Origin of the sequence: Bifidobacterium anseris, from assembly GCF_002860345.1 — a bacterium.
Taxonomy (GTDB): Bacteria; Actinomycetota; Actinomycetes; order Actinomycetales; family Bifidobacteriaceae; genus Bifidobacterium; species Bifidobacterium anseris.
Window position 1 is genome coordinate 41,276 of the sequence record NZ_NMYC01000002.1, and the last position, 21,983, is coordinate 63,258.

Here is a 21,983-nt window from a genome sequence, read left to right on the forward strand (position 1 = left end):
GCGGCACACGCAGAAAGGAGGAGACAGCAATGGCGAAACGCAACACCTTCCGCGAAGACGAGGAACTCGAAGAACAGATCAATCTCAGCGACCTCAAACGCATCACCGTCTACATGAGGCCGTACCGCGCGCGCATCGCGAAAATCGTGGCCGTCGTCATGTCGATGAGCTGCATCGCCGTGAGCGTGCCGTATCTGACGAAGGTCGTCATCGACGACGTGCTGCCGCACGGCAACTACGGGCTGCTCGGATGGATATCGGCGATCATGCTCGTGCTGATCGTGCTCTACGAGATCGCGCTGCGCTACCGCACGTTGGAAATCACGCGCGTCGGGCAGATGATGCTCAAGGACATGCGCCGCGACCTGTTCACGCACATCCAGACGCTGCCGTTCAGCTATTTCGATTCGCGGCCGCACGGCAAAATCCTGATCCGCGTCGTCAACTATGTGAACACGCTGTCGGACACGCTCAGTTCGGGACTGATCAACGTCATCTCGGACGTGTTCACGTTTGTCATCACGTTGGTGATCATGTTCGTCATCGACTGGCGGCTCGCGCTGTGGAGCCTCGTCCTCTTCCCGCTGCTCATCATCGCCGTGCGCGTGCTGCAGCACTTCCAGCGCAAGGCGTACCAGAACCTCTCCAACAAGCAGAGCAACCTCAACGCCTTCATCCACGAGTCGATCGCCGGCGTCAAGACGACGCAGACCTTCGCGCGCGAGCAGGAACAGTACCACACGTTCCAGGAGCAGCAGGGCGCCGTGCGCACGGCGTGGATGCGTTCGGTGCATCTGCAGTTCCTGATGTGGCCGAGCATCGAAATCATCTCGATGAGCACGATGGCGCTGCTGTACTACGTCGGCATCATGAACATCGGCGGCGTCGCGGCGACGACCGGCACACTGATCGCGTTCATCGGCTATGCGAACAACTTCTGGAACCCGGTCATCAACATCGGCAACTTCTACAATCAGCTGATCACCTGCTCCGCGTATCTCGAACGCATCTTCGAGACGATGGATGTGCAGCCGGAGATCACCGACGCGGACGACGCTGTTGCACTGCCGCCGGTGCGCGGCAAAGTCGATTTCAACGACGTCGTGTTCCGCTACGAACCGGACAGCAGGAACATCCTCAATCTCGTGGATCTGCACGTCTCCCCCGGACAGACGGTCGCACTCGTCGGGCCGACCGGCGCCGGCAAGACGACGATCATCAATCTGCTGTCGCGGTTCTACGACGTGGCGGAAGGGTCGGTGACGATCGACGGATACAACGTACGCGACGTGACGCTCGCGTCGCTGCGGCGGCAGATGGGCGTCATGCTGCAGGATACGTTCATCTTCTCCGGCACGATCCGCGACAACATCCGCTACGGCAGGCTCGACGCGACCGACGAGGAGATCGAGCGCGCTGCGAAGGCCGTGCATGCGCATGAATTCATCGAACATCTGCCCAACGGCTACGACACGGTCGTCGAGGAGCGCGGCGCGACGTTGTCGATGGGACAGCGGCAGCTCATCGCCTTCGCGCGCGTGCTGCTCGCCGATCCGCGCATCCTGATCCTCGACGAGGCGACGAGCAACATCGACACGAAGACCGAGGAGGCGCTGCAGGCCGGCCTCGAGCATCTGCTCGTCGGACGCACGAGTTTCATCATCGCGCACCGGCTGAGCACGATCGAGAACGCCGACGTTATCTGCTTCATCGACCACGGGCAGATCGTCGAACAGGGCACGCACGACGAGCTGATGGCCAAGCGCGGCCACTACTGGCGGCTCGTCGAGTCGCAGTACGCGATGATCACGGACGCGGTGGAGTAGGGAAAGAAAAAGCCGGCGGAGAGAAGGCCGCCGGCATTTCATAGAGAGAAGAGAGAAGAAGGGTTCAGTTATGGGGTTCTTGGAAGGAACCTCGCCGGCGAGCTTGTGATCGCTGACATGTTTCATATAACCGCCCGTTGCTGAGTGCGACGCTACGATTTTCTGAAAATTCCCTGAAAACAGGTGCGGAACGGGAAAATCGGCCGGCGGCGCGCATGTACGCAACCGATCTCAGCGTCGCCAAAACGGCACCATTCCAACGATTGCCCCACTTCCGCCAACGCCAACCCGCAGTTCCGTCCATCGCCGTGCCACCATCACACCGCCCTTCGCCTCCAGCAAAACCCGTTGCGTGCCTCCGCGCCGCATCCGTCCTGCAACCTGCCGCGTCCGCGGAAATCCATCTCCGCGAACGTAACCGACGCCAATCACACCCGGAACGTTCACAACCGCCCTCGCCCGCGAACGTCATCGATGCAGACCACACCCGGAACGTTCACAACCGGCCATCCCCGTGAACATCACCGGCACGAACCGCACCGCAGACGTTCACAACCGGCCAGACGGACCCGCCCGACACATGGCGAAGGCCGGCGGAGACAAGTTTGTTCCCGCCGGCCTCGTGGATCCGCTTGGATCCGCTGGTGTCGACTATTCGGCGAGCTTCGCCTGCTCGGCGGCGAGGCGAGCCGCTTCGGCTTCGCGACGCGCGTTGAGCGCGGTCTCGAAGCGGGCGAGTTCCTCGTCGACGGCCTCGGTCGGGATCTTCGCGAAGATCGGCGTCGGCTTGGCAACCTTTGCGCCGACCTCGATCGGTTCGCTCTTCCACGGACGCAACGTCTCGCCGAGCACGTAGTCGCCGGTGATGATCGGGTAATGGAAGGCCGGGTTATCCAGATCGGTGACCTCCTCGATGTGCGGCAGCGGCGAGAACGTGCCGGTGCCGCCAAGCGCCTCCCACACCTTCTGCGCCGAATGCGGCAGGAACGGCGCGAGCAGATGGTTCGCGTCGAGCACCGCCTGCGCGGCCACATGGAGCACGGTGCCGAGACGGTCGGCATCGTCCTTGATCTTCCACGGTTCAGTCGCCGAGATGTACTTGTTGATGTCGCCGACGAGACGCATCGCCTCGTTGAGCGCGTTCTTCTGATGATGCGTCTCAATGAGCGAGCCGACCGCGTCGAAGGCGGCCGCCGACTCGGCGAGCAGCGCGCGATCCTCGTCGGTCAGCTTGTCTTCAACGATTGGCGGCACCTCACCGAAGTTCTTCGCGATGAGGTTCGCGACACGGTTGACGAGGTTGCCCCACGACGCGGCGAGCTCCTCGTTGTTGTGGCGGACGAATTCGGACCACGTGAAGTCGGAATCGGAGTTCTCCGGGCCGGCGACCGAAATGTAATAACGGACGGCGTCCACCGGATAACGTTCAAGGATGTCCTTCACATAGATGACGATGCCGCGCGACGAGCTGAACTTCTTGCCTTCCATCGTCATGAACTCGGAGGCCACGACCTGCTCGGGCAGGTTGAGCGGGCCGAGCTGTCCGGCTTCGCCACCTTTCGAGCCGCCGCCGTTATAGGCGATCATCTCGGAAGGCCAGATCTGCGAATGGAACGTGATGTTGTCCTTGCCCATGAAGTAGTAGCCGGGCGTCGACGGGTCGTTCCACCACTTGCGCCACGCCTCCGGGTCGCCGGAGCGACGCGCCCATTCGATCGACGCCGACAGATAGCCGATGACGGCGTCGAACCACACGTACAGACGCTTGTTCGGGTTGTCGACCCAGCCGGGGACCGGAATCGGGATGCCCCAGTCGATGTCACGCGTGATCGCGCGCGGCTTGACTTCACGGAACAGGCCAATCGAGAAGTTGAGGACGTTCGTACGCCAGCCCTGACGCGTCTTGAGCCACGCGAGGTTCGCGTCGGCGAGCGCCGGCAGATCGAGGAAGTAGTGTTCGCTTTCCTGGAAGATCGGCGTTTCGCCGTTGATCTTCGAAACCGGGTTGATCAGCTCGTCCGGGTCGAGTTCGTTGCCGCAGTTGTCGCACTGGTCGCCGCGCGCGCCCGGCGCATGGCAGATCGGGCATTCGCCCTCGATGTAGCGGTCCGGCAGCGTGCGTCCGGTCGACGGCGAGATCGCGACCTTCTGCGTGCCCTTGTAGATGTATCCGTTCTTCAGGCACTGGCGGAACATCTCCTGCACGACGAGTTCATGGTTCTTCGTCGTCGTACGCGTGAACAGATCGTAGCTCAGGCCGAGATTGCACAGGTCGGAGGCGATGACGCGGTTGTAACGGTCGGCGAGTTCCTGCGGCGTGACGCCTTCCTTGTCCGCTTCGACGAGGATCGGCGTTCCGTGCTCATCGGTGCCGGAGACCATGAGCACGTCGTTGCCCTTCATGCGCTGGTAGCGCGCGTAGACGTCCGAAGGCACGCCGAAGCCCGCGACGTGACCGATATGACGGGGGCCGTTCGCATACGGCCAAGCGACATTCACCATAATATGAGTCATGCGCCGATTATCCGGCAGCACGCGGACACCTTCGACGTATGCGACGCACGTCGCGAACACCGCATATCGACTCACCGTTCGAGCATCGTCGACGCCGTGTTCAGCTGATTGATTATCAACCTGTTGTGGATGACGTGTGGATGGCGCGCACGCACTATCCACACGTCATGTTCCTTCCACATTTTCATCCACAGATGGTGGGCGGAATACGCCGATTATCCACATATGCACATCGGATGACTTTTGACTTGCGCGGCCACGGGCACCGCCCATACGCTCGTGCCACGCGTCACGACGCATCCGCGGTGCCGACGGCGCACGCATGGCATGTCCGGTCATCATACGACGGCAACCGATGCCACGGGCTACGTCACCCGACCGGACATGCCACGCACCTACCCATCGCCGCGCCGACGACGGCCCAGCGAGTACAACCAAACAACGACAGCAACAACCATCAATGGCGAGAGGAGGCATAATCGATGGGCATTCATGACCGACATACCGAGGCCTACCAACCGATGCTGCCGCTATGGCAGCCGGCAGAGTACGACCTACAGCCCGACCCGACGCGCGACGACAGACGACAGCCGCCGCGCATCGATCTGCGCAAGGCGGACTGCTTCACCTATGAGTCGGCGAGCGTCGATGGCCTCTTCCCGATCCACGACGCCAACGGCCACGCTGACCATACCGCCCACAGCGCGACCCATCCACCACACGACACCGCCGCGTCTGACGCCGCCACGCCCGACAACCAATACTCTCCCGACAATCCGAGCGGCCAAACGGTCCTCTACACCTATGACAACCTTCCCGGCCCTTTCGCGATGCGCACGCTCGTGCGTGCCGGCGCGCTCGTCGCGCTCGACGAAAGCCACGCCTACCGCAGCGCCGACGGCGAAACCTTGTACGGCCGCGCCGCGATCGTCGCGGCGATGCTACCGAATCCGCAGCTCGTCGCCTGCGGCCGCGCGGCGGCGTGGGTGTGGCTCGGCGGCGAATTCCCGAGCGCCGTCGACGTCCTGTCGACGACGCATTACCGCGCGCCGCTCATGGGGCGCCCGATCAACGTGCGCGAGCGCCGCGTCCCGCCGAAACAGACGCAGGTCGTCGGCCCGCTGACGATCACGACGCCCGAACGCACCGTCTGTGACCTGGCGATGTGCCCGCCGGAGGACATCTACGAGCAGTCACTCGACGAGCTGATCCTGCAGCTGCTGCGTCATTTCAGCATCGACATCGAGGATTGCCTGCTCATCCTCGAAGGCTGCGCCTACCTGCACTCGGCGCAGCGGGCGCGCGAAGTGATTGCCGATTTCGCCTGCATCGCCTGACCGACGCCCACCACCGACGCCTGCCAACCCACCACTACCGACACGACAACCACTGCAACCGCTGCCGACACGACCGCCACCAACCTTGTTCGACACCGCCGCCTACAGTTACCGAATTATCCTTGACCATCGGGGGAACGTTCCATGTCTTTGCTTCATCGCCGCGGGTGCGCGAAACGCGCGCTTTCCGTCCAGCGCCGCCTCGAATCGATGCGAACCGAGGAATGCGCCGTGAGCGAACAGTGTGCCGAGCCGCTGACGCCACCTGCACCGCCGGTGCGCCTGACGCCGACCGTCGCAAGCGACCCGGACACGCCGCTCGAAATCCTGTGGCACATCGCGCGCCACGCGCCGCGGCTGCGCAAATGGGTCATCGTCAACCGTTCCGCCGACGCGAACCTGCTCGAATACATCTCACAGCAGGGCGGCCCCGGCGTGCGCGAGACGCTGCAGATGCTGTTCGATTCCGTCGAGCGTTCGCGCGCTTGAGTTTCCGCCGCGCACGCGGCAGTTCAACCTTCCCTCCGCCCGACGATTCCCACCATCCGACGATTCCGTCCCGCCGCGCCCGACGGTTCAGCCGCGCCCGACAGTTCAGCCACGCGTAGCGAGCACGGCCGCATACACCTGTTTCTTGTTCGCAAGCGCACCGTCCGCGCCCGGATGTTCGGCGACGACCTTCGCGATCGCGTCCTTGATGCGCACGTCGTGTTCCTGCGCATAGCGTGTCGCGAGCGCGGCGAGCGCCTCGACGTCCAGAGTCTCGGCGGCCTGCCCTTCGCCCTCGGCCGCACCGCCGATGACAAGCACCATCTCGCCGCGCGGCGGATCAGTTTCGACGCTGTGCCTGATTTCGCCGATCGTGCCGCGGCGGATCTGTTCGTAGTCCTTCGTCAGCTCGCGGCATAGCGCCATCGGGCGTTCGGGGCCGAACACCTCCTCAAGGTCGGCCATCGCGTCGACGATGCGATGCAGCGTCTCATAGAACACGATCGTGCGGCGTTCGCCTTTGAGTGCGCGCAGATGCTGCACGCGTTCGGCGTGTTTGCGCGGCAGGAAGCCTTCGTAACAGAAACGGTCGGTCGGCAGTCCGGACAACGCGAGCGCGTCGAGCACGGCGGACGGCCCGGGCGCGCACGTCACCGGCAGCCCGCGTTCGATCGCGCGGCGCACGATCGCCAGTCCCGGATCGTTGATCGTCGGCATGCCCGCGTCGGAGACAACGAGCACCGTCGCGCCGGCGGCCGCCTCGTCGAGCAGTCCGTCGGCTTTGCCGCGCTCGTTGTGGTCGTGATTGGCGACAACGCGTCCCGACACGTGCACGCCGAGGCGATTCGCGAGCGCGTACAGCCGTCGCGTGTCCTCGGCGGCGACGATGTCGGCGCGTTCGAGCAGCGCAACGAGACGCGCCGACGCGTCCGCCGTATTGCCGATCGGCGTCGCTGCGAGCACGACCGTTCCACGTGGAACATTGACGTCGAGCGACGTACCGCCGAGCTCGACATCGACGTCCGAACCGCCGTCCTCCGCGAACCCGCCGCGCGTATCGTCATTGATTGTTTCGTCGCCGATCATTTCATCATCGATCCTGTGTGCCGTCATGCCTTCAGTATGCCGCGCGCGTCCCCCAAAACGTCACCGCCCCAAGAACCCCACCCCGCCATACACGACCTCCGGTAGCGTGGGACACGCGCGCCGAACGAAGGCACGGTCGACGCCACGATGTCCGGAGGTTTGATATTGTCCATTGCCAGATCCTTCGCCAACGTCATGCATGCGGCCACGCGCCCGCGGCACGGCCGCCGCGCGCACGACACCGCCAACGACGGCGCACACACAACAACCACCGCAACCACCGCAGCCACTACCGCGCCCACTCCGCCGCTGTCCGCCCCCGTCTCGTGGGGTCTGACGCTCATCGTTGCATTCTTCGGCGCGCTGCTGCGCATCGTGCGTTTGGGAGAGCCGCGCGCCGTCGTCTTCGACGAGACCTATTACGTCAAGGACGCGTGGACGATGCTCAACACCGGCGAGCCGCGCGACTGGCCGGACAGCGTCGTCTACGACGGCGCGAGCGTGAGCCCGAACATCCCCTTCGCGCACGGCGACGTCGGCGGCTGGTTGAGCTCGGCCGAATACGTCGTGCACCCGCCCTTCGGCAAGTGGCTCATAGCGTTGGGGCTCAAACTGTGCGGCGGCGCGCAGCACGTCTACGCGTGGCGCATCGCGACTGCGCTCGCCGGTGTCGCGGCGATCGTCATCCTGATTCGCCTGACCTTGCGTCTGTGGCGCAACATGCCGATCGCGCTCGTCGCCGGCTATCTGATGGCGATCGACGGCGTCGGCATTGTGCTGAGCCGCACCGGCCTGCTCGACAACTTCATCATGGTGCTCGCGCTCGGCGCGTTCATGCTGCTCGTCATGCACCGCGATTGGTCGCGCCGGCGTTTGTTCGCCGCGCACGAAGCCGACCCGGATGGCCGTCCGCCGCAGATCGCGTTCTCGTGGTACCGCGTCGGCGCGGCCATCCTGCTCGGCTTGACGACTGGCGTCAAATGGTCGGGCACCTATTTCTTCGCCGTCTTCTGCGTCATCAGCGTGCTGTGGGATGCGTGGCTGTACCATCAGGCCGGCTACCGGCACTGGTTCCTCAATGCCGGCCTCGGCTCCGGGCTGCTCGCCGCGCTGGTCATGATTCCGCTGTACGCGCTGAGCTATCTGGCGACGTGGATCGGCTGGTTCATCCATCCCGATTCCTACATGCATGACTGGGCGTTGTCCCATCCCGGCCAGGGCGTCCAGTGGCTGCCGCCGACGGCGCGCTCGTTCGTCGAGTACCACCGGCAGATGTGGCAATTCCATACGACGCTCGACGCGCCGCACGACTACAAGGCGAATCCGCTGACGTGGCCGTTGCAGATCCGTCCGACGAGTTTCTACTGGCAGAAGCTCGGCGACCATCCGGGCCTGTGTTCGCTCGCACCAAAGAGCGAATGCGTCGCCGCCGTGACGTCGTTGGGCAATCCGGTCATCTGGTGGCTCGGCTCGCTGTGTACGCTCGTGGCGATCGGCATCGCGATCGCCAAACGCGGCGACTGGCGCATCTGGGCGGTCCTCGCCGGTTTCTTCGCCGGCTGGCTGCCGTGGGCGCAGTATCTGCATCGCACGACCTTCACGTTCTATTCAATCGTGCTGCTGCCGTGGATCATCCTCGCGATCTGCTATGTGCTCGACTGGATCCGCACGACCTGCTCGCCGACATTGTGGCGCGCGACGCTCACCGCCGTGCTCGCCGTGACGACGCTCGTCTCGATCTTCTTCTACCCGATCTGGACGGCGATGCCGGTGCCGTATGAGTTCTGGCTGAGCCATATGTGGTTCGATTCGTGGATCTGACGGCTGGCGTCGCTCCGCCGGCGAAGATATTTCGACGACCGAACTAATATGGGTCGCGAACGATTCATTTTCCGTGCCGGCGACGTCGCCGACCCGAACCAAGGAGTGTCATGCAGTATTTCGAGACGACGATCAGCGGCATCGACGGCACCGACGCGCGTTTCGCCGGCTACATCCCCGACAATTATCCCGACATCGATCTCGAGCGTCGCCGTCCGGCCGTCCTTGTGCTGCCCGGCGGCGGCTACGAGATGACGACCGGCCGCGAGGGCGAGCCGATCGCGCTGCGTTTCCTCGCGCACGGCTGCGACGCGTTCGTCCTGCACTACTCGTGCAAACCTTCCGTCTACCCGACCGCCGTGCTCGAGGTGGCCGAGGCGGTGCGGCAGATGCACGAGCACGCCGACGAATGGCATATCGATACGTCGCACATCGCCGTCATCGGATTCTCTGCCGGAGGCCATCTCGCCGCCGATTTCACCACGAGCGCGTCCGACGACGTGCTGCTCGCCCACGGTTACGACCCGGATATGCTGCGTCCGGCCGCGATGATGCTGTCCTATCCGGTGATCACCTCCGGCGAGTTCCGCCATGACGGCAGCTTCCGCGCATTGCTCGGCGAACGCTACCCCGATCCCGAACTGATGCGTGAAGTGTCGATCGAGGAGCATATCGATGCGAAGACGCCGCCGGTCTTCGTCTGGCACACGGTGCCCGACGACTGCGTGCCGGTCGAGAACACGCTGCGGCTCATCGCCGCCTGCAAGGCCGCCGGCGTCCCGGTCGAGGCGCATCTGTTCCCGACCGGCGGCCATGGTCTGTCGCTCGCGACGGCCGAGACCGCCTGGGGCGGCACCGACGGCATCGAACCGGGCGTCGACGTCTGGATGTCCCTCGCACTCGCGTGGCTCGACCGTGTTTTCGCCCGCTGAGCCCGCTGTCCCCGCCCGCGCTACACTTCTATGCACAGATAATCCACAACTCCGTCGGCCGCAAACCGCGACGCCGATCCTCCATCCCCGTATCGTCGGCGTCGTGCGCCGAGCAAAGGACCTATGATGACAGTCGCCGCATGGCAGCAGATCCTCGACCAGCATGGCGTGTCCCATGAGCCGCGCAAGTCGCTGCTCGCCTCCCATGAGGTCACGGTGCGCGACACAACCTCGGGCAAACGCTTCGTCAAACGCAAGCGCATGAGTCAGGAGGAGCGGCATCTGCAGATCCTGCGCGCCGCGTCGAAGACAATCGCCGTCAAAGGCTACTGGGGCATGTCGCTGCAGGACATTTCAGACGAGATCGGCATCAGCGAGGCCGCGCTCTACCATTACATCGATTCCAAAGAGGATCTGCTGCGCATGGTCCTGTCGGAAGGCTACGACACGACCGAATCGAACGAGTTCGCCGCGTTGAGCGCGTCGGCGGTCGACGGCGACGGCCACCGCATCTACTGCTATCCGCGTTACTGCCTGAACACCGTGCTGTACAACATGCAGCGTCCGGAGATGATTCAGCTGTTCTGCGTGCTCAGCGGCGAGGCGCTCAACCCCGACCATCCGGCTCACCGTTTCTTCACCGGCCGCCATATGCGGCTGTGGGAGATGGTCGGTTCGATGAATTGGCTGCTGCCGCGCGGCATGACCGAGGAACGTTTCTTCGATCTGTTCACGCTCGCGCAGTCGGCGATGGACGGCCTGCAGCAGCGTTGGCTCGCCGACGAATCAATCGATCTGCTCGAAGAGTGGGTGCGCTTCAGCGACGTCATCTTCCCGCGTGCGCTGTGGGAGGGCTGCATGGACCCGTCGGAGCTCGACGCGCACGACACGCGCTGCCTGCTGCCGTACACGCTACAGGAGCTCGGCTGAGCGACCTTCCGCTCAGCGCGCGCCGACGGCGAGCACGTCGCTGGCGCCGCCATGTTCGACGACTTCCTCGGCGAACATGAAATAAGCGCCGACCAGCCCGGCGTTGCCACTGTGGCGGCAGCGTTTGATCTGCGTTTTGAACGCCTTCCAGTCACGGATCGTGTTCAGCGCGTCCTCGAGCATCGGCACGAGCGCCGGCTCGCGGCTGATGCTGCCGCCAACGAGCACGATCTGCGGGTCGACGGCGACGACGGTGTTGAAGATGGCGACCGCCACGTAGCGCAGCCACCGTTCGACGATTGCGCGCACGCGCGGATCGTCGAGCTTGTGGAACAATGTGCTCGGCAGCACGTCGCCCTCGTTGACGCCAAATTCCTCGGCGTACCACTGCGAGAGTTTCATCGTCGAGACGAAGTCGTGCAGCGGCAGCGAGCCTGCGGAATCGTAATTGATGATCATCGTGCCGAGTTCGCCGGCCCGCCAATCCTTGCCGCGCCGCAGCTTGCCGTCGAGGAACAGCGCGCCGCCCATGCCCATGTCGAGCGTGATGAGCACGAAATCGTCGCATTTGCGCGCGTTGCCGGTCATTTTTTCGGCCATCGCCGCGCAGTTCGCGTCGTTCTCCATCCATGTGGGGATGTCGACGCCGAGGCGCGCCGTCAGTTCGGCGCCGATGCGCTGTTTGTACAGGATGCGCAGCGCGCCGGCTGTCTCCGCTGTCTGCGTGCGCGGATTGATGAATCCAGGCATGCTGATCGCGATGCCGTCGAGCTGCACGCCGAGTTTGCGCACGACCTGCACGAGCGCGTCGTAGAATTCGTCGAGATCGGTGTTCGGCGTCGCGAAAGTGCCGGGAATGCCCATCCGTCCGTCGGTGAACAGTGCGTACCGCGTGAAGTTCGTGTTGATCTCGAACGCGAGCACCTGATGCACGCCGCTGCGTTTCGTCATCGTTCGCTCCTCTTTGTCCGTCCTCGCCAATTGTACCGACGACGTGCCCATATCGGCCGGGGCGGTCCGCCATTGCGGCGCCGCCCCGGTACGTAGCTCATCGTTGCACGTCGTTCATCGTTGCGGCGTCGCGACTTGCACGTCGTTCTCAAACAGCAGCACCGCGAAGGGGTCGAGCACGATTCGTTCACCGTCCGCGCGCTCCCACACGCGCGTGGCGTCGCCGGTGTTCGTCACGATTGTGTACACGGTGCCGTCGTCACCGACGCGACTGGCGACCTCGACGTCCTCGGGCGCGTCGATCGTCGCCACGCCGGCCGTGCGCAGCATGTCGTCGAACAGCGCGTCGATGCCGACTTCGTCGAGCGCGGTGCCGACGAAGACGGCGCAGCCTTCGCCGACCTCGTGCGCGGTGACGGCCGGCGTGCCCGCGTAGAAGTCGTCGGCGCCGTAGGTCGCAAGCGTGCGCGCACCTTCCGGCTCGATGATGCTCGCGACGATCGTGCCCGAGCAATCGACGTCCGCGCCGCCGACGTTGAGGCGCACCGGCACGCTCGCGCCGGGCGCGACCGCGTCGATCTCCTCGACCCACACGCCGCACAGACTGCGCAGCGGCCCCGGATAGCCGCCTTCGATGACGAGATCGTGCTCGTCGTGGATGCCGGACATGTATCCGGTCACGAGGACGCCGCCGCCGGCGACATAGCGTTCGAGATTGTCGGCGACGCCCGGCTTGACCATGATCAGCGTCGGTGCGACGACGAGATCGTAGCGGCGCAGCGTCTCCAGATCGGCCGTGCTTTCGATGATGTCGACAGCAACATTGCGCTTCCACAGCGCACGGTAGAAGCGATGCACTTCGTCCGGATAGTGCAGGCCCTGCGTCGGGCCGACGCAACCTTCGAGCGACCAGTAGTTCTCCCAATCGAAGACAACGGCAACCTTCGCGTCGACGCGCGCGCCCATGATGCGCTTCGCACGTGCGGCGACGTCGGCGCCAAGCGCGCGGACTTCGCGGTAGGTGCGGGAGCGGTCGGAATCGTCATGGCCGATGACGGCGCCATGGAAGCGCTCGCAGCCGCCGATCGACTGCTTGAGCTGGAAGAACTGTACAGTGTCGGCGCCGTGCGCGACGGCCTGCCAGCTGAGCTTGCCGACCTCGCCGGGACGCTTGACCTTGCAGTACGGGAACCAGTTCTGCTGGTTCGGCGTCTGCTCCATCAGCATGAACGGCTTGCCGCCGCCGACGCCGCGCATCAGATCGTGGCACATCGCCGTGAAGCTCGGCTGCGTATCCATGCCCGGATAGTTGTCCCAGCTGACGACGTCCATCTCACGACCCCACGCGAAGTAGTCGAGATCCTTGAACGTTCCCATCAGATTCGTCGTGATCGGCGTCTCCTGATCGAATTCGCGGATCGCGTCACGTTCGAGGCGGAAGCAGTCGAGCATCTGCTCGTTCTGGAAACGGCGGTAGTCGATCTGCAGACCGGAGATCACGCATTTGTCGGTGCCGATGCCATCGCCGTAGGTGACGGGCGGCGCGACCTCGTCGAAATCGTAAATCGTATGGCTCCAGAAGTTCATGCACCATGCGCGGTTGAGCGCCTCGACGGTGCCGTAGCGGGCGCGCAGCCAGTCGCGGAACGCAGCCGCGCAGGTATCACAGTAGCAATAGCCGCCGCCGTTGCCGTACTCGTTGTTGACATGCCAGGCGACGAGGCCGTCATGGCCCGCGTAGCGGCGCGCGACGGCCGAGGCGAGCGCCTGCGCGCGCTCGCGGTATTTCAGCGAGCTCGGGCAGAAGTTGTGGCGGCCGCCGAAGATCTGCTGCGTGCCGTCGACGCCTTTGCGCATCACATGCGGGTACTTGCGCGCCATCCACGCCGGCACGGCGGCCGTGCCGGTCGCCATGACGATGCGGATATCGTGGCGGTCGAGCGATGCGACGATCGCGTCGAGCATCGAGAAGTCGTAGTCGCCTTCGCTCGGTTCGAGCAGCGCCCACGAGAACACGTTGATCGTCGCCTCGTTGATGTGCGCATGCTCGAGCAGTTCGAGGTCATGCTCCCAGCTGTCCTGTGGCCACTGTTCGGGGTTGTAGTCGCCGCCGAAGAGAAAATCGTCGAACATCGCCGTCATCGTATCGCTCCTTCGCATAGGACGGCACCGTCGCCGTCCGAATCGCCATCAGTCTATCGTCGTGGGAAAGCGCCACGTCCGGGCGGCCGACGAAACCGCCCGGACGTGAGGGGGATCACACGTTGCGCGGATCCGTGCCGGGGCGCACAAGCACCGGCAGCGTGTGGTAGTCGTACTGTTCGACGTACCAGCGGCCCGGCTCATATTCGGTGCCGGTGATCAGGTTGCGCCACGGGGTGCCGTCGCCGGCGTCGGGCACGTAGAAGCGGGCGATGCCCTCCTCGTTGAAGATCGGCGCGACGAGGATGTCGGAGCCGAGCATGTACTGCGTGTCGATGTCCTCGCACGTCGGGTCGTCCTGGAATTCGAGCACCATCGAGCGCATCATCGGCACGCCGCTCGCATGCGTCTCGCGCGCGCTCTTCTCGAGATACGGGCGCAGCGAATCCTTGAGCTCGACGAATTCGCGGCAGACGTCGACCGCCTCGTCGCCGTACAGCCACGGCACCTTGTAGGCGGTCGAGCCGTGGTAGCGCGAATGCGAGCTGAGCAGGCCGAACTGCGTCCAGCGCTTGTACAGGTCGGGCGTCGCCTGATCCTCGAAGCCGGCGATGTCGTGGCTCCAGTAGCCGAAGCCGGACATGCCGAAGGAGAGTCCCGCGCGCAGCGATTCGGCCATCGACGGGTAGTTCGACGAGCAGTCGCCGCCCCAATGCACCGGGTAGCACTGGCCGCCCACGGTCGCCGAACGCGCGAAGAGGATCGCCTCGTCGGCGCCTTTGGTTTCCACGAGGACGTCATAGACGGCCTTGTTGTACAGCAGCGTGTAGTAGTTGTGCATGAGCTCGGGGTCGGAGCCGTCGTAGTACTGCACGTCCTCGGTCGGGATGCGCTCGCCGAAATCGGTCTTGAAGCAATCGACGCCCATCGCGACGAGCTTCTTCAGATAGCCCTGATACCATTCGACGGCGGCCGGGTTCGTGAAGTCGACGATCGCCATGCCGGCCTGCCACTTGTCCCACTGCCACACCGAGCCGTCCTTGCGCCTGATGAAGTAGCCGTTGCGGGCGCCTTCCTCGAACAGCGGCGATTTCTGGCCGATGTACGAGTTGATCCACACGCACACCTTGAGGCCGCGGTCATGCAGCTTCTTGAGCAGGCCTTCCGGATCGGGGAACTTCGACTCGTCCCACGCGAAGTTGCACCATTCGAGTTCCTTCATCCAACGGCAGTCGAAGTGGAACACCGAAAGCGGAATGCCACGTTCGGCCATGCCGTCGACGAAGTCGAGCACTGTCTGCTCGTCGTAATCCGTCGTGAAGCTCGTGCTCAGCCACAGGCCGTAGCTCCAGTCGGGCACGAGCGGCGCGCGGCCGGTGAGCGCCGTGTAGGAGGCGAGCACGTCCTTCAGGTTCGCACCGCCGATGACCGAGTACGTCATCTCCTGACCGGGCACGCTGAACTGCACGCGCGAGACCTTCTCCGAGCCGATTTCGAACTCGACCTTGCCGGGGTTGTCGACGAACAGGCCGTAGTTCCTGTTGGACATGTAGAACGGGACGTTCTTGTACGCCTGCTCGGTGCCGGTGCCGCCGTCCTCGTTCCAGATCTCGACCGACTGGCCGTTCTTGACGAAGTTCGTGAAGCGTTCACCGAGGCCGTAGATCTTCTCGCCGACGCCGAGGTCGAGCTGTTCGCTCACGTGCAGTGCGCCGTCCGGATCGGTCACGAGCGCCTTCGCGCGCCATCCGGAGTGGGCGATCGGCTTGCCGTCGTAGCTGTAGAGGAAATCGATCGTCTCGCCTTTGGCGATGCGCAGCGTCGTCTTGCCGGACGTGAAGGTCCACGCCTCGTCCGTCTCGTCGATCGTGACGTGCGGGTGGTCCTCGTTAAGCGCGAAGGTCGGCTTGTGCGAGCGGTCCTCGCGGAAGTTGATCAGGCGCGTTGTGATGATGTTCTCGCGCGGGCTCGTCACTTCGATCGTCAGGATGCCGCCGTCGAGCGTCATGCCGGGGTTGTAGATCGGCGAGCCGAAGGGGCAGTACAGCGTGAGCTTGTCCGCCTCGGTGTCCGCCGTGTAGATGTTGGCCGCGTACTTGACGTCGAAGCCGTCCTTGATGAGCCATCCGCCGTTGAGGAACTTCATGGTGTCTCCCTGCTTAGTTGTGTGTGGGTTGATGTTGTTGGTTGATGTTTGTTGTGATTGATTACTTGTGATTGATTGATTACTGATTTGCCGTCCGCTCAGCCGATCCTGCCGACGAGCCGCAGGTCACCGACCGATTCGCCGACGTGCACGGCCGCGCGCGGCGCGAGCGCGAAGGCGTGCGTCCGCTCGCTCCAGTAGCGCAGCGCCTCGTCGCGCGGGATCTCGATCGTCACCTGCCGCCGTTCGCCCGGCTCGAGCGCGACCTTCGTGAAGCCGCGCAGTTCGAACGCCGGACGGTCTTCGCCGGTGTCTTCGAGCGTGACGTAGACCTGCGGCACCGCCTTGCCCGCGCGCGCGCCGGTGTTCGTGACGTGGAAATCAAGGCGGATCATGTCGCCGAGTTCGCGCACTTCGAGGTCCGAGTATGCGAAGCTCGTGTAGGTCAGGCCGTGGCCGAAGCAGAAGCGCACCGGCACTTTCTTCGTGCTGTAGTAGCGGTAGCCGACGTAGATGTCCTCGGCGTAGTCGACGTGCCCGACGAGCCCGAAGGTGCCGATCGCGTGCGCCGGGCAGTCCTCGAGTCGCATCGGGAAGGTCTCCGGCAGGTGGCCGCTCGGGCTCACGCGCCCGAAAAGCGTTTCGGCGAGCGCGGTGCCGCTTTCCATGCCGTTGTACCAATTCCAGACGATCGTCGAGGCCTTGTCCGCCCACGGCATCGCGACCGGCGAGCCGGCGACGAAGACGAGCACCGTGTCCGGATCGATGTCGAGCAGCGCGTCGATGAGCGCGTCCTGCTCGTACGGCAACGTCATGTCCTTGCGGTCGCGCGCCTCGAGGTCGTAGTCGTGGTTGAGGCCGCCGACGAAGACGATCGGGTCGCCGCTCGCCGCGAAGTCCTGCGCGAGCGCGAGCGCCTCGTCGCGCAGCCGGCGTGCGCGCGCCGCTTCCTCGTTCGCCTTCGCCTGCGAGTTCTCGAGGCTTTCCTCCTGCCATGTGTCGTCCTGATTGACCTGCGGCGCGTAATACCCTTCGGCATAGGTGATCTCGATGTTGCCGCCGAGCATGCCGTTGATGCCGAGCAGCGGCGAGATCTCGTGCACCGCCTTGATGACGGCCGAACCGCCGCCGAGCGAGTGGATGCGGTCGGCGTTCGCGCCGACGATGAGCAGGCGGCGGATGCCGTGTTCGTCGAGCGGCAGCACCTGTGCGTCGTTCTTGAGCAGCACGATCGATTCGCGCGCGATGTCGAGCGCCGAGCGCGCCTGCGCGAGCGTCGCGTAGGAGCCGGCCTTGCGATGCGCGCGCGCGTCGCCGAGCATGTTGAGCGCGTCCATGACGGCGAGCACATGCTCGACTTTCGCGTCGATCGTCGATTCGGCGATGCGGCCGTCCTTGACCGCTTCGAGCAGCGGGCGCGCGAAGCAGTAGTCGTCGAAGTCGTAGGTGACGTTCATGTCGACGTCGATGCTGACGGCGGCGCTGCGTTCGGTGTTCTTGATGCCGCCCCAGTCGGAGACGACGAGGCCGTCGAATCCCCATTCGTCGCGCAGCACTTCGTCGAGCAGCCAATGCGATTCGCAGCACTGTGCGCCGTTGATCTTGTTGTAGGCGCCCATGATCGTCAGCGCGCCGGCCTGCTGCACGGCCGCGCGGAAGGCCGGCAGATACAGTTCGCGCAGCGCGCGTTCGCCAATCTTTTCGTCGACTTCGAGGCGGTCGGTTTCCTGGCTGTTCGCGGCGAAGTGCTTCGGGCAGGCGGCGACGTCCGATTCCTGGACGCCTTCGATGTAGGCGTCGCCCTGCACAGCCGTGAGCAGTGGATCCTCGCTCATGTATTCGAAGTTACGTCCGCACAGTGGCGAGCGCTTGATGTTGAGCGAGGGGCCGAGGATCACGTCCTTGCCGCGGCCGCGCGCCTCCTGGCCGAGCACCTGGCCGGTCAGATGCGCCAGTCGCGGGTTCCATGTGGAGGCGACGGCCGAGCCGCTCGGCAGGTAGGACACCATGTCGCGCGTGTTGTTGAGCGGCGCCCAGTTGTCGTCGTGTGTGTCGGCGCGCACGCCCATCGGGCCGTCGTCAAATTTCATCTCGGGGATGCCGAGGCGTTCGACGGCGGCCGTATGGAACAGCGCGGCGCCGTGGATCATGCCGATCTTCTCCTCGAGCGTGAGCTGCGCGGTCAGTTCGCGCGCCTTGCGCATATTCGCTTCGCTGATCATCGTCATTGGTGGTCTCCTTCTCTTTGTTGCGGATTGGAAGTCGTTGCGATTTTGGAAGTCGTTGCGGGCCGATTACTTAGCCGAGCCGCAGGCGGAAGCCGAGCGGCACAGCCATCTCGCCGGCCGGCCGTCTTCGCGTCTCGGGGATCGGCAGGTGCAGCCCGTCAACGCGGCGCTCATAGGGTGTCGGACCGACGCCGAGCAGGTCGACGCCGGAAATGACGCCGTTGAACGCCGGCCGATGCTCGCCGTCGAAGGCGGCGAAGGTGCAGCAGACGAGTTCATCGGCGCCGGCCGGGTTGAAGCAGTAGCAGTAGAGGTCGCCGTCCTTCGCCGTGAAGCGCCAATCGCCGGCGGTCCACGCCGTCGGCTTCTGGTCGGCGAACATGCCGGAGACCAGCGTCGTCGGTCCCTCGCCGCTGATGCGCCACGGGCGGCGGCCGGCTCGATGCCGTCGGCGGACTTCGTCGGCGATTCGTCGGACACGTTGCCTGGCACGCCCCAGACGCCGTCCTGGCCGGCCTGCTTCGTCACGTAGTCCACGCCGGCCTGGTAGCGCTTGACGTTCGTCATCTTGCCGTAGTACGGCGTCATGTCGGTGATGAGCTTTGACTTGACGAGCTTCTGCAGACGGCCGTTCTGCATGCCGACGATGACGAGGTCGCCGAGGTTGCCCGCCGTGGAACGCGTGTCGAACAAGGTGTCGCCGCCGCCGGCCACGTTCGGGGCGATGATGTTGAGCTCCATGTTGAACTTGTCCTTGACGATCTTGGCGAACCAGCCCTTCTGGACGCCCTGGTAGTTCGCGGTCGACGAGAACACGTCCACCTTCATGAAGCTGCCGTCGTCGGGGCCGTCGCTCGCGGAGTCGTTGCCGCCGCAGGCCGCGACGGAGACGAGCATCGCCGCCGAAAGCGTCGCGGCGATTCCCGAGACGATCTTCTTCCTGATTTCCATGAGGAAACCTCCTTGTATCCTTCTAACTTCGGCTCATCACTGAGCACATCTGGTTGGTTGGTGGTTGGTACGGAAACGTGGATCGGGGCGGGGAGCCGCACGGCTCCCCGCGTACGGTCAGCCCTTGACTGCGCCGAGCATCATGCCCTTGACGAAGAAGCGCTGGAAGAACGGGTAGATAAACATGATCGGCAGGACGACGATGACGGAGACGGTCATGCGGATCGCCGTAGGCGTCGCCGCCGTGGCCAGCAGTGCGGCGTTCGCGGCGTTCGCCTTGACCGAGTTCGCGATCGAGCTCGCCTGGTTGATGTAGGTGTAGAGCAAGTACTGCAGGCTCCACAGCTTCGAATCGGTCATGTAGATCAGTGTGTCCTGGAACGAGTTCCACTGGTTGACGGCGGAGAAGATCGCAACGGTCGCGAGGATCGGCGTGCACATCGGCAGCACGATCTTCCAGAACACCGTCATCGTGCCCGCGCCGTCCACTTCGGCGGCCTCCTGCAACGATGCCGGGATCGACTCGATGTAGGTCTTGACGAGGATGATGTTGAACGGCTGCACAATCGCCGGCAGGATGTAGACCCAGAAGTTGTTCGTCAGGCCGTAGTTCTTCATCGTGATGAACATCGGGATCAGGCCCGCGTTGAAGTACATCGTGATGACGACGAAGCGGTACCAGAACGAACGCTTCCACATCTTCTGCTGCGTGAACATGAAGCCGAGGTAGGCGGAGGCGAGGACGGTGAGCACGGTGCCGATGACGGTACGGGCCACCGAGATCCACGCGGACTGCGCAAGGCCGTCGAGGCCGAGCACGGTCTTGTAGTTGTCCCAGTGCAGGCCTTCGATCTTCTAGGTGACGTCGCCGGCGGCGGCCGCCTGGTTGTTCGACAGCGAGTTGATGATCAGATAGTAGAACGGGTAGGTGCAGATCAGCGCGAACAACGTGAGGATGATGATGTTCACGACGTTGTAGATCTTCTCGCCCTTCGTGCGGCGCATGGCCGGCGAGACGCTCGCCTTGGCCCTCTTCGGCCTCTTGGCGCTTGCGGGTGCTGTTGCGGTTGACATGGTTACTCCTTAACCCAATACACGATTCGTGACTGCTGGATGCGAATCAGACGATGCCGACGCCGCGCGTACGCTTGCTTGGACAGCCAGTTGACGAGCAGCAGCAGGCCGACCGAGACGAGAGACTTGAGCATCGAGATCGCAGTGCCGAGCGACAGGCTGTTCTGGCCCATGCCGACGTTGTAGACGTAGAGGTCGAGCACCTGGATCCACTTCTGGTTGAAGGCGTTCTGGAAGACGTAGTACTGGTCCATGCCGTTGTTGAGGAAGTTCGAGATCGACAGCATGAGCAGCACGAAGTAGGTCGGCATCAGCTGCGGGATCGTCACGTGGATGATCTGCTGGAAGCGGTTGGCGCCGTCCACCTGCGCGGCCTCGTAAAGCTCCGGGTCGATGCCGGCGATGCCCGCGAGGTACATGATCGAACCCCAGCCGAGGCCCTTCCACAGGTTCCACAGCAGCATCTTGAGCCAGACCTGGTCGGGCGAGTCGAGGAACTTGATCGGTTCGCTGATGATGTGCAGGTTCATCAGCAGGTCGTTGACCATGCCGGTCGACGAGAACATCGCGAAGGCGATCGAGTAGACGAGGACCCACGAGATGAAGTTCGGCAGCGTCGTGAGCGTCTGGATGATGTTCTTGAACCACTTGGCGCGGATCTCGTTGAGCGCGATCGCGAAGATGACCGGCAGGAACGAGGTGAGGATGTTCAGACCCGACATCGCGAAGGTGTTGAGCAGGACCTGTCCGATCGTGCGCAGCTGCGCCGGGTTCTGCACCATCATCTCGAACCACTGCAGGCCGACGAACTTGCTTTCGGAGAGCGGGATCGGCGGCTGGTAGTCATAGAACGCGTAGATCCAGCCGAACAGCGGGATGTAGCTGAACAGGAAGACCAGGATCAGCAGCGGCGCGACGTAGAGCCACAGCTTCATCGCATGCTTCCTGTCAGTGCGCGATTCGGCAGCCATCTTCGCCGCCTTCTTCGCGGCGCGACGGTCGCGGCGGCTCAGTTCGGATTCTTCGGCGGCTTCGACTTCCCTGCCGACGACCGCCGCAGCGCCACCGGTCGAACCGATGGTCTCATCGGTTTCGGTACTAGACGACGTCTGCATCTCTCCTCCTTCGGAAACTGATGTCAGCGATTCCAAGTCCCGCAACCTCGCGAGGCTTTCTCACTTCTTGTTGAATAGATTATAAACAACGACTATCTTTGTCAAATCAGATAACGAAGTCCCGTGCCACGATGGCGCGCCACTCGCCGGAAATACAAGGCGACACGCAAGTTTCACCATAAGCTGAACTCGCTCTACCTTGAAACGGCAACGTTTTCGCGACACGCGCGATGCTGTTGCAGTAGACAAGCGCGCCACTTATTTATATACTTATCAACAACAGTCGATGTGGACATGCATCCAACAACAACTCCACCACGTTACCCTGCACGGCGAACCGCAGAACGATCTGCACGCCGCCAGCCATCGTCCGACAGATATATACAGTGCGTATATATACGGAGTCGCCGGGTGCACGACGCACACGGCCGTCGCATCGCA

16 protein-coding genes are annotated in these 21,983 nt (G+C 63.8%); 6 read left to right on the top strand and 10 right to left on the bottom strand.

Annotated features, from left to right (window positions below):
- Positions 1–29 precede the first annotated feature (29 nt).
- Complete coding sequence (locus CGZ88_RS04015; protein ID WP_026645484.1) at positions 30–1,826, top strand: ABC transporter ATP-binding protein; 1,797 nt, start codon at positions 30–32, stop codon at positions 1,824–1,826.
- A 651-nt stretch (positions 1,827–2,477) separates the two neighbouring features.
- Here the strand turns inward: CGZ88_RS04015 and metG are convergent.
- Positions 2,478–4,340, bottom strand: a complete 1,863-nt coding sequence (metG, locus tag CGZ88_RS04020) for a methionine--tRNA ligase (RefSeq protein WP_101671193.1) — start codon at positions 4,338–4,340, stop codon at positions 2,478–2,480.
- A 482-nt stretch (positions 4,341–4,822) separates the two neighbouring features.
- Between metG and CGZ88_RS04025 the strand changes: the two genes are divergently transcribed.
- On the top strand, positions 4,823–5,677 hold the full coding sequence (locus CGZ88_RS04025) for a hypothetical protein (RefSeq protein WP_051198702.1): 855 nt from the start codon (positions 4,823–4,825) through the stop codon (positions 5,675–5,677).
- Positions 5,678–5,908: 231 nt separating this feature from the next.
- A complete protein-coding gene (locus CGZ88_RS04030; RefSeq protein ID WP_026645486.1) occupies positions 5,909–6,166 on the top strand; it encodes a variant leucine-rich repeat-containing protein in 258 nt (85 codons plus the stop codon).
- A gap of 105 nt (positions 6,167–6,271) precedes the next feature.
- Here the strand turns inward: CGZ88_RS04030 and rsmI are convergent, their stop codons facing one another.
- Positions 6,272–7,252 (bottom strand): 16S rRNA (cytidine(1402)-2'-O)-methyltransferase, encoded by a 981-nt coding sequence (gene rsmI / locus CGZ88_RS04035; protein WP_101671153.1) that lies wholly within the window; start codon positions 7,250–7,252, stop codon positions 6,272–6,274.
- A gap of 195 nt (positions 7,253–7,447) precedes the next feature.
- Here rsmI and CGZ88_RS04040 point away from each other — a divergent pair, with 195 nt between their 5' ends.
- The 3 genes from CGZ88_RS04040 to CGZ88_RS04050 all read left to right on the top strand — a co-directional run bounded on the left by CGZ88_RS04040 (position 7,448) and on the right by CGZ88_RS04050 (position 10,935).
- Positions 7,448–9,073 carry a dolichyl-phosphate-mannose--protein mannosyltransferase gene (locus CGZ88_RS04040; protein WP_101671194.1) on the top strand — a complete coding sequence of 542 codons (1,626 nt, stop codon included), beginning with the start codon at positions 7,448–7,450 and terminating at the stop codon, positions 9,071–9,073.
- Positions 9,074–9,183: 110 nt separating this feature from the next.
- On the top strand, positions 9,184–10,005 hold the full coding sequence (locus CGZ88_RS04045) for an alpha/beta hydrolase (protein WP_101671154.1): 822 nt from the start codon (positions 9,184–9,186) through the stop codon (positions 10,003–10,005).
- A 123-nt stretch (positions 10,006–10,128) separates the two neighbouring features.
- A complete protein-coding gene (locus CGZ88_RS04050) occupies positions 10,129–10,935 on the top strand; it encodes a TetR/AcrR family transcriptional regulator (protein ID WP_243390062.1) in 807 nt (268 codons plus the stop codon).
- 12 nt (positions 10,936–10,947) lie between these two features.
- Here CGZ88_RS04050 and CGZ88_RS04055 read toward each other — a convergent pair whose 3' ends face one another.
- The 8 genes from CGZ88_RS04055 to CGZ88_RS04085 all read right to left on the bottom strand — a co-directional run bounded on the left by CGZ88_RS04055 (position 10,948) and on the right by CGZ88_RS04085 (position 21,542).
- The gene (locus CGZ88_RS04055) at positions 10,948–11,886 is read right to left on the bottom strand and encodes an ROK family protein (RefSeq protein ID WP_101671156.1); all 939 of its coding nucleotides are present in this window, start codon (positions 11,884–11,886) and stop codon (positions 10,948–10,950) included.
- 114 nt (positions 11,887–12,000) lie between these two features.
- Positions 12,001–14,028: a beta-galactosidase gene (locus tag CGZ88_RS04060; protein WP_024541562.1), complete on the bottom strand. Its 2,028-nt coding sequence runs from the start codon at positions 14,026–14,028 to the stop codon at positions 12,001–12,003.
- Positions 14,029–14,143: 115 nt separating this feature from the next.
- Positions 14,144–16,174, bottom strand: coding sequence for an alpha-xylosidase (yicI, locus tag CGZ88_RS04065; RefSeq protein ID WP_101671157.1), 2,031 nt, complete (start codon positions 16,172–16,174; stop codon positions 14,144–14,146).
- A gap of 98 nt (positions 16,175–16,272) precedes the next feature.
- The gene (locus CGZ88_RS04070; protein WP_101671158.1) at positions 16,273–18,402 is read right to left on the bottom strand and encodes a glycoside hydrolase family 3 C-terminal domain-containing protein; all 2,130 of its coding nucleotides are present in this window, start codon (positions 18,400–18,402) and stop codon (positions 16,273–16,275) included.
- Positions 18,403–18,468: 66 nt separating this feature from the next.
- On the bottom strand, positions 18,469–19,353 hold the full coding sequence (locus CGZ88_RS04075) for a hypothetical protein (RefSeq protein ID WP_101671159.1): 885 nt from the start codon (positions 19,351–19,353) through the stop codon (positions 18,469–18,471).
- 117 nt (positions 19,354–19,470) lie between these two features.
- Positions 19,471–20,172, bottom strand: coding sequence for a carbohydrate ABC transporter permease (locus tag CGZ88_RS04080; protein WP_243390063.1), 702 nt, complete (start codon positions 20,170–20,172; stop codon positions 19,471–19,473).
- A gap of 36 nt (positions 20,173–20,208) precedes the next feature.
- On the bottom strand, positions 20,209–20,427 hold the full coding sequence (locus tag CGZ88_RS09110; RefSeq protein ID WP_243390064.1) for a hypothetical protein: 219 nt from the start codon (positions 20,425–20,427) through the stop codon (positions 20,209–20,211).
- Between the two features lie 2 nt (positions 20,428–20,429).
- On the bottom strand, positions 20,430–21,542 hold the full coding sequence (locus CGZ88_RS04085) for an ABC transporter permease (RefSeq protein ID WP_243390065.1): 1,113 nt from the start codon (positions 21,540–21,542) through the stop codon (positions 20,430–20,432).
- Between the last annotated feature and the right edge of the window lie 441 nt (positions 21,543–21,983).

What these genes read in the sequence shown, in the direction of transcription:
- CGZ88_RS04060 (WP_024541562.1), bottom strand. Translation starts at nt 14,028, where the DNA reads ATGACGGCGATGTTCGACGATTTTCTCTTCGGCGGCGACTACAACCCC.
- metG (WP_101671193.1), bottom strand. Translation starts at nt 4,340, where the DNA reads ATGACTCATATTATGGTGAATGTCGCTTGGCCGTATGCGAACGGCCCC.
- CGZ88_RS09110 (WP_243390064.1), bottom strand. Translation starts at nt 20,427, where the DNA reads ATGTCAACCGCAACAGCACCCGCAAGCGCCAAGAGGCCGAAGAGGGCC.
- CGZ88_RS04025 (WP_051198702.1), top strand. Translation starts at nt 4,823, where the DNA reads ATGGGCATTCATGACCGACATACCGAGGCCTACCAACCGATGCTGCCG.
- CGZ88_RS04050 (WP_243390062.1), top strand. Translation starts at nt 10,129, where the DNA reads ATGATGACAGTCGCCGCATGGCAGCAGATCCTCGACCAGCATGGCGTG.
- CGZ88_RS04015 (WP_026645484.1), top strand. Translation starts at nt 30, where the DNA reads ATGGCGAAACGCAACACCTTCCGCGAAGACGAGGAACTCGAAGAACAG.
- CGZ88_RS04070 (WP_101671158.1), bottom strand. Translation starts at nt 18,402, where the DNA reads ATGACGATGATCAGCGAAGCGAATATGCGCAAGGCGCGCGAACTGACC.
- CGZ88_RS04055 (WP_101671156.1), bottom strand. Translation starts at nt 11,886, where the DNA reads ATGACGAAACGCAGCGGCGTGCATCAGGTGCTCGCGTTCGAGATCAAC.
- CGZ88_RS04045 (WP_101671154.1), top strand. Translation starts at nt 9,184, where the DNA reads ATGCAGTATTTCGAGACGACGATCAGCGGCATCGACGGCACCGACGCG.
- CGZ88_RS04075 (WP_101671159.1), bottom strand. Translation starts at nt 19,353, where the DNA reads ATGGAAATCAGGAAGAAGATCGTCTCGGGAATCGCCGCGACGCTTTCG.
- rsmI (WP_101671153.1), bottom strand. Translation starts at nt 7,252, where the DNA reads ATGATCGGCGACGAAACAATCAATGACGATACGCGCGGCGGGTTCGCG.
- CGZ88_RS04085 (WP_243390065.1), bottom strand. Translation starts at nt 21,542, where the DNA reads ATGCAGACGTCGTCTAGTACCGAAACCGATGAGACCATCGGTTCGACC.
- CGZ88_RS04040 (WP_101671194.1), top strand. Translation starts at nt 7,448, where the DNA reads ATGCATGCGGCCACGCGCCCGCGGCACGGCCGCCGCGCGCACGACACC.
- yicI (WP_101671157.1), bottom strand. Translation starts at nt 16,174, where the DNA reads ATGAAGTTCCTCAACGGCGGATGGCTCATCAAGGACGGCTTCGACGTC.